Annotated in this window: 17 protein-coding genes; 13 read left to right on the top strand and 4 right to left on the bottom strand. The window is 67.9% G+C overall.

Features of this window, described 5'->3' with window-relative positions:
• Nucleotides 1-5 precede the first annotated feature (5 nt).
• The 7 genes from JI752_RS09975 to JI752_RS09945 all read left to right on the top strand — a co-directional run bounded on the left by JI752_RS09975 (nucleotide 6) and on the right by JI752_RS09945 (nucleotide 6,125).
• Nucleotides 6-812 carry a lytic transglycosylase domain-containing protein gene (locus tag JI752_RS09975; protein WP_342315874.1) on the top strand — a complete coding sequence of 269 codons (807 nt, stop codon included), beginning with the start codon at nucleotides 6-8 and terminating at the stop codon, nucleotides 810-812.
• Between the two features lie 124 nt (nucleotides 813-936).
• Nucleotides 937-1,854 carry a lytic transglycosylase domain-containing protein gene (locus tag JI752_RS09970; protein ID WP_216963075.1) on the top strand — a complete coding sequence of 306 codons (918 nt, stop codon included), beginning with the start codon at nucleotides 937-939 and terminating at the stop codon, nucleotides 1,852-1,854.
• 184 nt (nucleotides 1,855-2,038) lie between these two features.
• Entirely contained in the window at nucleotides 2,039-2,662 is a 624-nt protein-coding gene (petA, locus tag JI752_RS09965) for a ubiquinol-cytochrome c reductase iron-sulfur subunit (protein WP_216963072.1), read from the top strand.
• 3 nt (nucleotides 2,663-2,665) lie between these two features.
• Nucleotides 2,666-3,925: a cytochrome bc complex cytochrome b subunit gene (locus JI752_RS09960; protein WP_216963069.1), complete on the top strand. Its 1,260-nt coding sequence runs from the start codon at nucleotides 2,666-2,668 to the stop codon at nucleotides 3,923-3,925.
• 37 nt (nucleotides 3,926-3,962) lie between these two features.
• On the top strand, nucleotides 3,963-4,709 hold the full coding sequence (locus JI752_RS09955; protein ID WP_216963066.1) for a cytochrome c1: 747 nt from the start codon (nucleotides 3,963-3,965) through the stop codon (nucleotides 4,707-4,709).
• Between the two features lie 147 nt (nucleotides 4,710-4,856).
• Nucleotides 4,857-5,492 carry a glutathione S-transferase N-terminal domain-containing protein gene (locus tag JI752_RS09950; RefSeq protein ID WP_216963064.1) on the top strand — a complete coding sequence of 212 codons (636 nt, stop codon included), beginning with the start codon at nucleotides 4,857-4,859 and terminating at the stop codon, nucleotides 5,490-5,492.
• A 162-nt stretch (nucleotides 5,493-5,654) separates the two neighbouring features.
• Complete coding sequence (locus JI752_RS09945; protein WP_216964259.1) at nucleotides 5,655-6,125, top strand: ClpXP protease specificity-enhancing factor; 471 nt, start codon at nucleotides 5,655-5,657, stop codon at nucleotides 6,123-6,125.
• 159 nt (nucleotides 6,126-6,284) lie between these two features.
• On the opposite strand, the gene JI752_RS09940 is transcribed toward JI752_RS09945, so the two are convergent.
• A complete protein-coding gene (locus JI752_RS09940) occupies nucleotides 6,285-6,608 on the bottom strand; it encodes a DUF3301 domain-containing protein (protein WP_216963061.1) in 324 nt (107 codons plus the stop codon).
• A 71-nt stretch (nucleotides 6,609-6,679) separates the two neighbouring features.
• On the opposite strand from JI752_RS09940, the gene JI752_RS09935 reads away from it, so the two are divergent.
• Complete coding sequence (locus tag JI752_RS09935) at nucleotides 6,680-7,471, top strand: FHA domain-containing protein (RefSeq protein ID WP_216963058.1); 792 nt, start codon at nucleotides 6,680-6,682, stop codon at nucleotides 7,469-7,471.
• A 50-nt stretch (nucleotides 7,472-7,521) separates the two neighbouring features.
• On the opposite strand, the gene nadC is transcribed toward JI752_RS09935, so the two are convergent.
• Both nadC and JI752_RS09925 read right to left on the bottom strand, forming a co-directional pair.
• Nucleotides 7,522-8,391 (bottom strand): carboxylating nicotinate-nucleotide diphosphorylase, encoded by an 870-nt coding sequence (gene nadC, locus JI752_RS09930; protein WP_216963055.1) that lies wholly within the window; start codon nucleotides 8,389-8,391, stop codon nucleotides 7,522-7,524.
• A complete protein-coding gene (locus JI752_RS09925) occupies nucleotides 8,388-8,657 on the bottom strand; it encodes a Trm112 family protein (RefSeq protein WP_216963052.1) in 270 nt (89 codons plus the stop codon). The genes nadC and JI752_RS09925 overlap by 4 nt, the downstream gene beginning before the upstream one ends.
• A gap of 62 nt (nucleotides 8,658-8,719) precedes the next feature.
• Between JI752_RS09925 and purE the strand changes: the two genes are divergently transcribed.
• Nucleotides 8,720-9,223, top strand: coding sequence for a 5-(carboxyamino)imidazole ribonucleotide mutase (purE, locus tag JI752_RS09920; RefSeq protein WP_216963049.1), 504 nt, complete (start codon nucleotides 8,720-8,722; stop codon nucleotides 9,221-9,223).
• Entirely contained in the window at nucleotides 9,220-10,359 is a 1,140-nt protein-coding gene (locus tag JI752_RS09915; RefSeq protein ID WP_216963046.1) for a 5-(carboxyamino)imidazole ribonucleotide synthase, read from the top strand. The genes purE and JI752_RS09915 overlap by 4 nt, the downstream gene beginning before the upstream one ends.
• A gap of 73 nt (nucleotides 10,360-10,432) precedes the next feature.
• Here JI752_RS09915 and JI752_RS09910 read toward each other — a convergent pair whose 3' ends face one another.
• Nucleotides 10,433-11,011, bottom strand: coding sequence for a Fe-Mn family superoxide dismutase (locus tag JI752_RS09910; RefSeq protein WP_216963044.1), 579 nt, complete (start codon nucleotides 11,009-11,011; stop codon nucleotides 10,433-10,435).
• Between the two features lie 157 nt (nucleotides 11,012-11,168).
• Between JI752_RS09910 and grxD the strand changes: the two genes are divergently transcribed.
• Genes grxD through JI752_RS09895 form a run of 3 tightly spaced genes read left to right on the top strand, consistent with a single transcriptional unit; the run spans nucleotide 11,169 to nucleotide 12,860 of the window.
• Complete coding sequence (gene grxD, locus JI752_RS09905; RefSeq protein WP_216963041.1) at nucleotides 11,169-11,489, top strand: Grx4 family monothiol glutaredoxin; 321 nt, start codon at nucleotides 11,169-11,171, stop codon at nucleotides 11,487-11,489.
• Nucleotides 11,486-12,253 (top strand): SDR family NAD(P)-dependent oxidoreductase, encoded by a 768-nt coding sequence (locus JI752_RS09900; protein ID WP_216963038.1) that lies wholly within the window; start codon nucleotides 11,486-11,488, stop codon nucleotides 12,251-12,253. Before grxD ends, JI752_RS09900 begins: the two co-directional genes overlap by 4 nt.
• 10 nt (nucleotides 12,254-12,263) lie before the next feature.
• Nucleotides 12,264-12,860: a YhgN family NAAT transporter gene (locus JI752_RS09895; protein ID WP_216963035.1), complete on the top strand. Its 597-nt coding sequence runs from the start codon at nucleotides 12,264-12,266 to the stop codon at nucleotides 12,858-12,860.
• Nucleotides 12,861-13,060: the final 200 nt, after the last annotated feature.

The raw sequence follows: 13,060 nt of genomic DNA, 5'->3' as shown, positions 1-13,060 counted from the left end.
CGTACGTGAACTCCCTGAGGGTTGGCTTTGCATCGCTGGGGTTGGCGGGGCTGCTGCTGGCGGTGGTGCCGGTCGTGTCCGCCCAATCCTCGTCCGCGGGGCTCGCGCAGCCCAGCCGCCCGGCCGCGCCGGGGCGTGCGCTGGGATTCTCGGCGGGCGGGCCAGGCGACGCTTCGCCGGGGCCCGTCGTCCAGGACAGTGAGGCAGCGGGCATCACCGCGCCGATGCGGGTCGCCCAGGGACAGGTGTACCGCTTCGAGGAAGACGGCGTAGTCCACTACGCCAGCCAGCGGCCGACGCCGCGAGCGGGGCTCGGCGCTGTCGCCCGGCTCACCTATACGTATATGGAAACCTGCTACGCGTGTGCGCTGCAGCCGGACGTGGACTTCGCCACGATCCGCCTCAACACCGAGTCGTACCGCAAGGAGATTGCCGCCGCGTCGCGCGATTTCGGCGTGGACGAGGCAGTGGTCCGGGCGATCATCCATGCCGAATCGGCCTACAACCCCAACGCGATCTCGCGCGTGGGCGCGCAGGGCCTGATGCAGTTGATGCCGGCCACGGCGCGGCGGTTCGGCGTGGCCAACGTGTTCGACATCGGCCAGAACATCCGCGGCGGCGTGCAGTACCTGGCGTGGCTGCTGCGCCGTTTCGACGGCAACCTGACGCTGGCCGCCGCCGGCTACAACGCGGGCGAGGGGGCGGTCGACCGCTACCGGGGCGTGCCGCCCTACGACGAGACGCAGCGCTACGTGCAGCGGGTCGCCGTGCTGGCCGAGCGCTATCGATCGGCGACGGCGATGGGACGGTGAGGTTCGGGCGCGGCGGGGCGGTGGGACTCCGTCGCACGGGGCGGTTGCGGGCAACGTCACGTTTCACGTAGCCAGCGCAATCAAGGACTTGTGAAGGGGCAGGAGACAGGACACACTCGCGGCCATGAGGGGGGGCTCACTGCTACTGGGGATCGTTTGCCTGTTGGCCGCCGGACCGACCGTGGCCGGCACGCTGTACCGTTGCGATTCCCCGGACGGCAGCCGCAGCTACGTGAGCAAGCGCACGCCGGGCGCCAAGTGCACCGCCGTCAGCCAGAGCAATGACAGGCCCGCCCGCAAGTCGACCCCGACTCCGACGCCCGCCGCCGCAATGGGCGGTGTAACGGCCGCTTCGTCCGTGACAGCCGCCGCTTCGGCGCCGGTCGCGCCGGTGCCGACGGTCATGACGTCCGCCCCGATCGCGCCGACTCCCATGCCCGCGCCGGCTTCCAAGGCCCCGCGCGTGGTGCAGGGTCAGGTGTACTCGTACATCAAGGACGGCGTGCGCCACTACACCAGCCGCAAGCCGCAGGGCGTGGCCAACGCCTCGGCGGTGCGGACCATCCGCTACAGCTACATCGAAACCTGCTACGCCTGCTCGAAGCGGTCGGGCGTGAACTTCGGCACGGTCCGGCTCAACACGGATGCGTACCGCGACGAAATCTCATCCGCCGCCCGCCAGCACGGCGTGGACGAAGCCATCGTGCGGGCGATCATCCATGCTGAGTCCGCCTACAACCCCAACGCGCTCTCGCGCGCTGGCGCGCAGGGGCTGATGCAGCTGATGCCGGCCACGGCGCGGCGCTTCGGTGTCAGCAACGCCTTCGATGCCAGCCAAAACATCCAGGGCGGCGTGCAGTACCTGGCCTGGTTGCTCAAGCGCTTCAACAACAACCTGACGCTGGCCGCCGCGGGCTACAACGCGGGCGAGGGCGCGGTGGACAAGTACAAGGGTGTGCCGCCCTACAGCGAAACCCAGCTGTACGTCCAGCGCGTCGGGCTGCTCGCCGACCGCTACCGGTCGATGGGCGTGATGCGCTGATTTATCCCTGCCGGGCGCCGCGGGGCGTCCAGCCGCACCGGGCTGCGGCCTCGTTGTGCGACGTGGAGCGGATTGTCGGGCCATTCACCGTTCCGTTACACTTCCCCGTCTTTTGTGCCGCGAGCCGTCGCCAGTGGCGTTTGGCTTTGCGGCTTTACTTCGTTCCAGCTTTGCGGAGTGCCGGATGGCCAACCAAGGGGTCAACGATCCTGTCAACCAGGGCCGCCGTCGGTTCCTGACCGCGACCACTGCTGTGGTCGGTGCGGTCGGTGCCGGTTTCGTGGCGGTGCCGTTCATCAAGTCGTGGAATCCGAGCACGCGAGCCAAGCTCGCCGGTGCCCCGGTGACCGCCGACATCAGCGCACTGGAGGAGGGCCAGCGCCTGATCATGGAGTGGCGCGGCCAGCCGATCTGGATCGTCAAGCGCTCCAAGGCGATCCTCGAAGCGCTGCCCACGCTGGACGCGCACCTGCGCGATCCCAAGTCCGAGAACAAGGACCAGCAGCCGGCGTACATCACCGGTGAGCTGCGTTCGATCAAGCCGGAGATCTCCGTGCTGGTCGGCCTGTGCACGCACCTGGGCTGCTCGCCGGAAATGAAGGCCGAGATCCGCCCCGAGCCGTTCGATCCGGAGTGGAAGGGCGGCTACTTCTGCCCCTGCCACAAGTCGCGTTTCGACATGGCCGGTCGCGTGTTCCAGGGCGTTCCGGCGCCGACCAACCTGGTCGTGCCGCCGCACCACTACGAGAACGACAACACCATCATCATCGGTGTCGATCCGACCTCCAGCAGCAAGGGAGCGGCGTAAGCCATGGCGAACATCTTCACCCGTACCGCTAATGGCGTCTGGGATTGGGTCAACGAGCGGGCCCCGGCGATGATGCCGGCGTACCGCAAGCACATGACCGAGTACTACGCGCCGAAGAACTTCAACCTCTGGTACTACTTCGGTTCGCTCGCGCTGCTGGTGCTGGTCAACCAGATCGTCACCGGCATCTTCCTGACGATGCACTTCAAGCCGTCCGCGGCCGAAGCGTTCTCGTCGGTCGAATACATCATGCGCGACGTGGAGTGGGGTTGGCTGATCCGCTACATGCACTCCACCGGCGCGTCGATGTTCTTCATCGTCGTCTACCTGCACATGTTCCGCGGCCTGATGTACGGCTCGTACCAGAAGCCGCGCGAGCTGGTGTGGATCCTGGGCATGCTGATCTACCTGGTCCTGATGGCCGAAGCCTTCATGGGCTATGTGCTGCCGTGGGGCCAGATGTCGTTCTGGGGCGCGAAGGTCATCATCTCGCTGTTCGGCGCGATTCCGGTCATCGGCAACGGCCTGACCGAATGGATCATGGGTGACTATCTGCCGGGCGACGCGACGCTGAACCGCTTCTTCGCGCTGCACGTGATCGCGCTGCCGCTGGTCCTGCTGCTGCTGGTCGTCCTGCACCTGGGCGCCCTGCACGAAGTGGGTTCCAACAACCCCGACGGCGTCGACATCAAGAAGGGCCCGAAGGGCAACCGCTGGGATCCGAACAAGCCGGCCGACGGCATTCCGTTCCACCCGTACTACACGGTGAAGGACCTGTTCGGCGTCGGTTTCTTCCTGATCCTGTGCGCGTTCGTCATCTTCTTCGCGCCGGCCTTCGGTGGCTGGTTCCTGGAGCATGACAACTTCACCGAGGCCAACCGCCTGGTGACGCCGGAGCACATCAAGCCGGTTTGGTACTACACCCCGTACTACGCGATGCTGCGCGTCATTCCGCACAAGCTCAGCGGCGTGATCGTGATGTTCGCGGCGATCGCGGTGCTGTTCTTCGTGCCGTGGCTGGACAAGTCGCCGGTCAAGTCGCACCGCTACCGTGGCTGGATCACCAAGGTGATGCTCGGCATCCTGGCCGTCTGCTTCCTGTGGCTGGGCAAGATCGGCGCCGGCCCGGGTACGGATCCGGTGGAGACGATCATCGGCCGCGTGCTGACCTTCCTGTACTTCGCCTTCTTCATCACCATGCCGCTTTGGACCAAGCTCGACAAAACCAAGCCGGTACCGCAACGGGTGACGATGCATGACTGACCTGATCGCTCACGTTAGCCACCGACCCGTACAGAAGATGCGTATCGTGAAGAAGCTCGCCACCTTCGCCGCCGGCCTGCTGGTCTCCTTCGGTGCCTTCGCGGCCGAAGGCGGCCACCTCATGCAGTCGGGCACCGACCTGGGCGACCGCGCGTCGCTGCAGCGCGGCGCCAAGCTGTACATGAACTACTGCTCCGGCTGCCACTCGCTGAAGTACCTGCGTTACTCGCGCATGGCCGAGGACCTGGGCCTGACCGAAGACGAGGTGATGAACAACCTCAACTTCACCGGTGCCAAGATCGGCGAGCAGATCCAGGTCAGCCTGACCCCGGAGCATGCCAACCAGTGGTTCGGCAAGATGCCGCCGGATCTCAGCCTGATCGCCCGCGTCCGTGGCAGCGACTGGATCTACACCTACCTCAACTCGTTCTACCTGGACGAGGCGCGTCCGCTGGGCTGGAACAACAAGCTGTTCCCGAACGCTTCCATGCCGAACCCGCTGTGGGAGCTGCAGGGCCTGCAGCACGCCGAGTTCGGCGAGGCCAACAAGGCCACCGGCGAGCGCCCGGTCCTGGCGCTGAAGGTGACCCAGCCGGGTCACCAGAACGCCGAGGAGTTCCAGCAGTCGGTGCGCGACATCACGGCTTTCCTCGAGTACGCCGGTGAACCGGCCGCCCTCAAGCGCCAGAGCCTGGGCGTCTGGGTGATCCTGTTCCTGGCGGTGTTCACCCTCCTGGCCTACCTGCTCAAGCACGAATACTGGCGAGACGTGGACAAGCACTGATCGCATGTTGTATCCCTTGGAGCCCGTACAGGAATGTACGGGCTCCTTGGTTTGCAGGCAGGTGCAGCTGATCGAGGCCGCGACGACCGTCCACACGGGGTGGATGGCGTCTAACCACCGGCGGATTCCGGTGGCCGGAGAGGTCGAATGGCGGCGAGTCCACGTATGCGCAATGCCCTGACGCTGTTTTCTTCCACCGATTGCGTGTTGTGCCACCGGGTGCGCCTGGTGTTGGCGGCCAAAGGCGTCACGTACGATCTGGTGCCGGTCGACCCGCAGAACCCGCCGGAAGACCTCGTCGACCTCAACCCGTACCATTCGGTGCCCACGCTGGTGGAGCGCGACCTGGTCCTGTACGCGGCCAGCGTCGTCAGTGAATACCTCGACGAGCGCTATCCGCACCCGCCGCTGATGCCGGTGGACCCGCTCTCGCGCGCCCGCCTGCGCTTGGCGATGCTGCGCTTGGAACACGACTGGGTGCCGCAGGTGCAGGCCATCCAGCTGGGCAACAAGGCCCAGGCCGAAGCCGGCCGCAAGCGTCTGAAGGAGCTGCTGACCGCCTCGGTCCCGCTGTTCAAGGCGAGCAAGTTCTTCCTCAATCCCGAAATGAGCCTGGCCGATTGCGCGATGGCGCCGATCATCTGGCGTCTGGACGCGCTGGGTGTGCCGCTGCCCAAGGATGGAAAGGCCATCGAGGACTACGGCAACCGCATCTTCCGCAACCCCGGGTTCACCCGCAGCCTCACCGAGCAGGAGCGCAAGCTGCGCGAAATGCCGGCCTGAGGGCCCCGCATCCGGATGCGACGAACGGGCCTTCGGGCCCGTTTCCGTTTTTCGGGATCGGGTGCGCGCGCCCTGTCCGGCTGCACGCGCTTCGCCCGTGTGTACCTGTCAGCGACCGCGCGGCGCTAAACTCCGGCCATGAGTCAGGAAAGCAATTCTTCGATGACCAGCCACCGCCCGTATCTGCTGCGGGCGTTGTACGAGTGGATCGCCGACAACGGCATGACACCGCACTTGCTGGTCGATGCGACGCGCCCCGGTGTGCAGGTCCCAACCCACGCGGTGAAGGACGGCAAGATCGTGCTCAACATCGCCGAACGCGCCGTGTCGCGCCTGGAGATGGGCAACGACGCCATCCGCTTCAGCGCCCGCTTCGGCGGCGTGAGCTATCCGGTGGCCGTCCCCGTGCAGGCGGTGCTGGCCATCTACGCGCGCGAGACGGGGCAGGGCATGGCGCTGCCGGAGGACATCCACGCGGCGGGCGAGGAGGGCGAGGTGGAAGTCGAGCTCGCCGACGAGAGTCCCGTGACCCCGCTCAGTGCCGTGCCGAGCGAACCCGCACCGGATGGCGACGACGAAGGCCCGCAGCCTCCGACGCCGCGACGCGGTGCGCATCTGCGCATCGTGAAGTGAGGCAATGACGCGGCGGGAAGCGCCCGCCGCCCTCATCCTTGCGTCATCCCGGCGAAGGCCGGGATCCACGCCCGTAGCGCCGCCAGACGATGGTTTCGTCGCTCCGACGAACGCCGTCATGCGCACCGCCGCGCGCACTGCGTTCGCGAACGCCTGACCTCAATGCAGCAGCGTCGGCCCCCGGGTCACCGGTCCGGTGAACGCCACCAGCCGGTCGCCGCGCAGCACCAGCTTGCCGATGTGGCGGTCCTGTCCGTCGATGGAATAGTCGAAGCGGAACGTGCGCTCGAAGCCCAGCCAGCCGCTTTCGTGGCGGCACAGGCGCAGGCCGATCGCGTGCACGCTCTGGTCCAGCCATTGCACCCCGGCGGCGCGGCAGGCGTCCCGGCCGACCGCTTCGGCCCGTTCGGCGGCGGCGCGACCGGAGCTCCAGAATGCGAACGCCATCGCAGCGACGATCATCAGAATCAGTAGAGTCGGCATCCGATCACTGTGGCGACGCGCAGCGTCGCTCGCAAGGGGTCGTAGGGAAAGCTGCAGGGGGCAGATCCCGCGTGAAACTCGTCTTCCCGGGTGGCGAACACCCGCAGGTATTGCTCGGCCATGGTGTGAACCGGGTCGGCTCCGATCCGCGTTCCACCATCGTCATCGACCGGCCCGGCGTGCTGCCACAGCACTGCCAGCTGCACGTCACCGCGCAGGGTGTGATGCTCGACGTGCCGCAGGGCACGGCGGTCAGCGTCAACGGCCGGCTGGTGCAGGGACTCATCACGCTGCGCCCCGGCGACAGCGTCGGTTTCGACCAGGTCGAGGCCAAGCTGGCGGCACTCGGCCCGCCGCCGGTCGTTGCCCGCCAGCCGGGCACCGGGCCCGAGCTCCCATCGGCCAACGACGACCCCGGCGTCACCGCCGTGCGTCCGGTGCTTCCGCGCTTCTTCCTGCGCGGGGTATCGCCGGAGGTCGGCAATCGCAGCGACGCGCTGGTCGGCGTGATCACCATCGGTCGCGGGCCGGAGTGCAACCTGCGGTTCGAAGCCCCCGGCCTGTCGCGCTCGCATGCGCGCCTGATGCCGACCGAAACCGGCGTGCAGGTCGAGGATCTGGGCTCCAGCAACGGCACCTACCTCAACGGCAAGCGCGTCCTGCGCGCCGAGGCCAAGGTGGGCGACGAGATCGCCTTCGACGTACTGAAGTTCCGCGTCGCGGGCACCGCGGTACAGCAGCCCGTGCAGGTGGTGGCCACCTCGATGCGTGCCTCCAGGCCGAAGCGGTCGGCGTGGCCCTGGCTCGCGGCGATCGTCGTGCTGGGCGCGGGCGCGGCGGCTGCGGTCACCCTGCTGCCGTGACGCGCCGATCCGCGCGCTGAAAGGCGCGCGGATCGCAAGGGCGCAGTAGGTCAGGCGGGCGGCGGCCCGAGCTTGAGCGATAGGTCGATCGCCCGGACATGCTTGGTCAGTCCGCCGATCGAGATGCAGTCCACGCCGTCCTCGGCGATGGCGCGCAGGGTCGCCATGTCCACACCGCCCGACACTTCCAGCGGAATGCGCTGCGCAGGCGGACGCTCGTGCGCGATGCGCACGGCCTCGCGCCGCATCGTGGCATCGAAGTCGTCGATGAGGATGCGATCGCAGCCTGCCTGCAGGGCTTCGCGCAATTGTTCGATGGACTCGACTTCCACGATCAGCGGCAGCGTCGGATGCATCGCGCGCGCGGCACGGATGGCGGCCGTGAGCGAACCCGCGGCGCGCACGTGGTTTTCCTTGAGCATCACCGCATCGAACAGGCCGATGCGGTGGTTCACGCCGCCGCCGACGCGCACGGCGTACTTCTGCGCCTGGCGAAGGCCGGGGATCGTCTTGCGCGTGTCGAGGATCTTCGCCGCGGTGCCACGCACCGCCTCGACGTAGGCGGCCGTCGTGGTCGCCGTGCCCGACAGCGTCTGCAGGAAATTGAGCGAGGCGCGTTCGGCGCTGACGAGGGCGCGTGCGCGGCCCTGCAGCGTCGCCAGCACGGTGCCGGCCTTCACGTGGTCGCCTTCGGCCACGCGCCAATCGATGCGCACCTGCGGGTCGAGCGTGAAGTGGCAGGCGTCGAACCACGGGCGCCCGCACACCACGGCGTCTTCCTTGCACAGCAGGTAGGCGCTGTCGGCGATGTCCGGCAGCAGTGCCGCGGTGACGTCGCCGCTGCCCAGGTCCTCGGCCAGTGCGCGCGCCACGTCCTGCGCGACGACCTCGGCCGGCGGCGGGGCGAGGTCGGACCTCATGCGCCGGGGAAGTCCGGGACCTGCGCGGTAACGAAGGCCTCTTCGGCCAGCAGGACCGGGATGCCGTCGTCGACGCGGTAGACCGTCTTGCGATCGCGCGTGACCAGGGCCTCGCGTAGGGTTTCGGTCTGGGTGCTGCCGTCGGCGCGCTGCAGCCCGCCGGCCTGGATGGCGGCGTTCAACGCCTGCAAACCTCGGCTGTCCAGCAGTTGCAGCGGCTGGCGCGTGGTGGGGCAGACGAGCAGGTCGAGCAGCTTGCGGTCCATGGAATGCGGTGCCGGGGGGAATGCGGGACGGTAGAATACGTCTTTGTCCCAAGGCTCGACCAATGTCCGACACCGCCGCCGCCCCGCTCGTGGGCATCGTGATGGGCTCGCGCTCCGACTGGGAGACGATGCAGCATGCCGCCGCGAAGCTGGAGGCGCTGGGCGTCCCGCACGAAGTGCGCGTCGTGTCGGCGCATCGCACGCCGGACGTGCTGTTCGACTACGCCGCCACGGCGAAGTCGCGCGGCCTGCGCGCGATCATCGCCGGCGCCGGCGGTGCGGCCCACCTGCCGGGCATGCTGGCGTCCAAGACCGCCGTTCCGGTGCTGGGCGTGCCGGTGCAGAGCAAGGCGCTCAACGGCATGGATTCGCTGCTGTCGATCGTGCAGATGCCCGCCGGCATCCCGGTCGCCACATTCGCCATCGGCAACGCCGGCGCGGCCAATGCGGCTCTGTTCGCCGCGGCCATGCTGGCGAACGAACAGCCCGCCATCGGCCAGGCCCTGGAGGCCTTCCGCACCCGCCAGACCGACGACGTGCTGGCCAACGACGACCCGCGCCGATGACCACGGTCGGCATCCTCGGTGGCGGGCAGCTGGCCCGCATGCTCGCGCTTTCCGGCGCGCCGCTCGGCTTGCGCTTCCTGGTGATGGACAACGTCGCCGATGCCTGCGCCGGGCAGTTTGCGCCGATGGTGGTGGGCGACTACCGGGACGAGGCCGCGTTGGCCGAGTTCGCCTCGCGCGTGGACGTGGCGACGTTCGACTTCGAGAACGTGCCCGCCGAATCGGCGCAATGGTTGAGCGAGCGGGTGTCGGTGTTCCCGAACCCCGGTGCGCTGGCGACCGCGCAGGATCGCCTGGCGGAAAAGACCTTGTTCCAGCAGCTCGGCATTCCCGTGCCGCCGTTTGCGGCCATCGACACGCGTGAGCAGCTCGATGCGGCACTCCTGGAGATCGGCACGCCTTGCATCCTCAAGACGCGCCGGCTCGGCTACGACGGCAAGGGCCAGTTCCGCATCAAGACGCCCGCCGATGCCGACGCGGCGTGGGACGCGCTGGGCGCGCAGGCGGGCAAGGTCGGGCTGATCCTGGAAGGCTTCGTGCATTTCCAGCGCGAGCTGTCGGTGGTCGCCGTGCGCGGCCGCGACGGCGAATTCCGCGCCTGGCCGCTCACCGAGAACTGGCACGTCGACGGCGTGCTGTCGGCGAGCCTGGCGCCTGCCACCGTGGACAGCGCATTGAGCGAGATCGCCTACGACTACGCGCGCCGCCTGGGCGAAGCGATGGACTATGTCGGCGTGTTCGCGCTGGAGCTGTTCTGCCGCGACGATGAGCTGCTTGCCAACGAACTCGCCCCGCGCGTGCACAACTCCGGCCACTGGACCATCGAAGGCAGCGAGACCAGCCAGTTCCAGAACCACCTGCGCGCCGTGCTCGGCCTGCCGCTGGGCGATACGCGCATGCTCGGACTGGCGTGCATGCTCAACTGGATCGGGCAGATGCCCGACGCGTTGCCGATGCTGCGCGAACCCGGCGGCCACTGGCACGACTACGGCAAGCAGCCGCGCGAAGGCCGCAAGGTCGGGCACGCGACGCTGCGCGCCGACAATGCGCACGTGCTGGCGCTCTCGCTGGAGCGCGTCGGCGAAGCGCTGGGCCGGCAGGCGCAGGTCGCGCCGGTGATCGAAGCGTTGCGCTGATCGCCGACGTCGCGGCGGAAACGAAAACGGCCGGGTTTCGCCGGCCGTTTTTTTGTTGCGCGCGGATCGACCCTTACTTCAGGTTCGACGCCACGAAGTCCCAGTTGACCAGGTTCCAGAACGCTTCCAGGTACTTCGGACGGGCGTTGCGGTAATCGATGTAGTAGGCGTGTTCCCACACGTCGCAGGTCAGCAGCGCGGTGTCCTCGCCGGTCAGCGGCGTGGCGGCGTTGGAGGTGCTCACCAGGCCCAGCGAGCCGTCCGGGCGCTGCAGCAGCCAGCCCCAGCCCGAACCGAAGGTGCCCACGGAGACCTTCGTGAACTCTTCCTTGAACTTGGCGAAATCGCCGAACGCCTTGTTGATCAGATCGGCCAGCGCGCCAGTCGGCTCACCGCCGCCCTTGGGCGAGAGGCAGTTCCAGTAGAAGGTGTGGTTCCACACCTGCGCGGCGTTGTTGAACATGCCGCCCTGCGACTTGCGGATGATCTCTTCCAGCGACAGGCTCGCGAACTCCGTGCCCTCGATCATCTTGTTGAGGTTGTCCACGTAGGTCTTGTGATGCTTGCCGTAGTGGTAGTCCAGCGTCTCGCCGGAGATGTGCGGTTCCAGCGCGGTGCGGTCGTAGGGCAGGGGGGGCAGTTCGATGGCCATTGCGGGCTCCTGGGGGCTGGCTAGGGGAATGCCGGGCGGCGTCCTGGACTTGAGCGCGTCCGCGGCTCGGGAAGGCTTACAATTGGACATTCTATCCCCACGTTCCGTTGCCGTGCCGTCAATCGCAGGGCAACGCACCATTGCAGGAGTTGCATCCATGTCCGTGATGGAGCGGATCCAGGCCGAAGTCGAAAGCCACCCGATCGTCCTTTTCATGAAGGGCACCGCGCAGTTCCCGATGTGCGGCTTCTCCAGCCGCGCCGTGCAGGCGCTCAAGGCCGCCGGTGCGAACGAACTGCACACGGTCAACGTGCTGGAGGACCCGGAGATTCGCGCGAACCTGCCGCGTTACTCCAACTGGCCGACGTTCCCGCAGCTCTTCATCCATGGCGAGCTGATCGGCGGGTGCGACATCACGCTGGAACTGTTCGAGTCCGGCGAGCTGGCACGCATGATCAGCGAGACGCAGCGCCAGTGATCGGGTCCGAAGCACCGGGCGCCCGTTCGCTCGAAGGCCGTGTCGTTCTGGTGACCGGCGCGCACGGTGGACTCGGCAGCGCCGCTGCGCAGGCATGCGCGCGTGCCGGTGCGACGGTCGTGCTGCTCGGCCGCAAGGTGCCGAAGTTGAACCGCGTGTACGACGCGCTGGCGCAGATCGGGCCGGAGCCGCTGCTGTATCCGCTCGACCTGGAAGGCGCGTCCGCCGACGACTACGCCGAACTGGCGCAGCGCATCGAAAGCGAACTCGGCCGTCTGGACGGCGTGCTGCATTGCGCCGCCGACTTCGCCGGGCTCACGCCGCTGGCGCAGACCGATCCGGCGGTGTTCGCGCGCGCGTTGCACGTCAACCTCACCGCACCGTGGTGGCTGACGCAGGCCTGCCTGCCGCTGCTGGCGAAGGCGGAGGATGCTGCCGTGGTGTTCGTGGTGGACGATGCCTCGCGCATCGGCCAGGCGTACTGGGGCGGTTACGGTCTCGCCAAGCAGGGGCTCGAAGGCCTGGTGCGCATGCTCCATGCCGAACTCGCCAATTCGCCCGTGCGCGTGTCGGGCCTGCAGCCCGGCCCGATGCGTACGCCGCTGCGCGCCAAGGCGTACGTGGAAGAGAACGATCGCGTCGCGATGGAGCCGATCGCCTATGCCGCCGCGTGCGTGACGCTGCTGTCGCCGGACGGCGCCGCGCACCGTGGCAAGGTCTGGGCACCGTCGCCCGCCGCCGTCTCCCTGACCCAGTTGCAGTGACGCCACGCCGATGACCATCGCTTCTGCCGCGCTGCTGCTGTTCCTGATCCTCGACCCGCTGGGCAACGTTCCGGTATTCCTGAGCCTGCTGCGCGGTCTGCCGCCCAAGCGGCAGCGCATCGTGCTGGCGCGCGAGCTGCTGATCGCGCTGGCGGTGCTGATGCTGTTCCTGTGGGGCGGCAAGTACGCGCTGGAGCTGATGCATCTGCGCCAGGAGTCGGTCTCCATCGCCGGCGGCATCGTGCTGTTCCTCATCGGCATCCGCATGATCTTTCCGCCACCGGAAGGTCTGATGGGTGAGCTCCCGGACGGCGAGCCTTTCATCGTCCCGATGGCGATCCCGCTGGTGGCCGGCCCGTCCGGCATGGCGGCGGTGATGCTGATGGGCAGCAACGAGCCCGCTCGCCTGACCGACTGGAGCATCGCCCTGCTCGTCGCCTGGGGCGCGACGGCCGCGATCCTGTTCTCGGCCACGCTGCTCTACAAACTGCTCGGCCGCCGCGCGCTGACCGCCATCGAACGCCTGATGGGCATGCTGCTGGTGGCAATCTCGGTGCAGATGTTCCTCGACGGCCTGGGCACCTACCTCAAGATCTCCCCGCCCTGACGCCGCCCCTCGCCGGCCCCGGCCCGAACCCGACCCGCGCCTGCCGCCGGTCGGGTTTTTTGTGACGCCCATGGGGCCGAATTGCCCGTAGGCCGCGTGAAGAACGGGTTGACGGTTTATGGCGGTTGTTGACGGCCGTCACGTCTCTGTCACAGACCCTACCTAGCCTGTTAAACTGCTGTTAACGGCGGGGCTCCGGC

This window comes from Lysobacter sp. MMG2 (assembly GCF_016735495.2).
GTDB lineage: Bacteria > Pseudomonadota > Gammaproteobacteria > Xanthomonadales > Xanthomonadaceae > Lysobacter_J.
Note: the sequence above shows the minus strand (reverse complement) of the source record. Positions and strands in the feature narration are given on the sequence as shown.

What these genes read in the sequence shown, in the direction of transcription:
- JI752_RS09970 (WP_216963075.1), top strand. Translation starts at nt 937, where the DNA reads ATGAGGGGGGGCTCACTGCTACTGGGGATCGTTTGCCTGTTGGCCGCC.
- petA (WP_216963072.1), top strand. Translation starts at nt 2,039, where the DNA reads ATGGCCAACCAAGGGGTCAACGATCCTGTCAACCAGGGCCGCCGTCGG.
- JI752_RS09960 (WP_216963069.1), top strand. Translation starts at nt 2,666, where the DNA reads ATGGCGAACATCTTCACCCGTACCGCTAATGGCGTCTGGGATTGGGTC.
- JI752_RS09955 (WP_216963066.1), top strand. Translation starts at nt 3,963, where the DNA reads ATGCGTATCGTGAAGAAGCTCGCCACCTTCGCCGCCGGCCTGCTGGTC.
- JI752_RS09950 (WP_216963064.1), top strand. Translation starts at nt 4,857, where the DNA reads ATGGCGGCGAGTCCACGTATGCGCAATGCCCTGACGCTGTTTTCTTCC.
- JI752_RS09945 (WP_216964259.1), top strand. Translation starts at nt 5,655, where the DNA reads ATGACCAGCCACCGCCCGTATCTGCTGCGGGCGTTGTACGAGTGGATC.
- JI752_RS09940 (WP_216963061.1), bottom strand. Translation starts at nt 6,608, where the DNA reads ATGCCGACTCTACTGATTCTGATGATCGTCGCTGCGATGGCGTTCGCA.
- nadC (WP_216963055.1), bottom strand. Translation starts at nt 8,391, where the DNA reads ATGAGGTCCGACCTCGCCCCGCCGCCGGCCGAGGTCGTCGCGCAGGAC.
- JI752_RS09925 (WP_216963052.1), bottom strand. Translation starts at nt 8,657, where the DNA reads ATGGACCGCAAGCTGCTCGACCTGCTCGTCTGCCCCACCACGCGCCAG.
- purE (WP_216963049.1), top strand. Translation starts at nt 8,720, where the DNA reads ATGTCCGACACCGCCGCCGCCCCGCTCGTGGGCATCGTGATGGGCTCG.
- JI752_RS09915 (WP_216963046.1), top strand. Translation starts at nt 9,220, where the DNA reads ATGACCACGGTCGGCATCCTCGGTGGCGGGCAGCTGGCCCGCATGCTC.
- JI752_RS09910 (WP_216963044.1), bottom strand. Translation starts at nt 11,011, where the DNA reads ATGGCCATCGAACTGCCCCCCCTGCCCTACGACCGCACCGCGCTGGAA.
- grxD (WP_216963041.1), top strand. Translation starts at nt 11,169, where the DNA reads ATGTCCGTGATGGAGCGGATCCAGGCCGAAGTCGAAAGCCACCCGATC.
- JI752_RS09895 (WP_216963035.1), top strand. Translation starts at nt 12,264, where the DNA reads ATGACCATCGCTTCTGCCGCGCTGCTGCTGTTCCTGATCCTCGACCCG.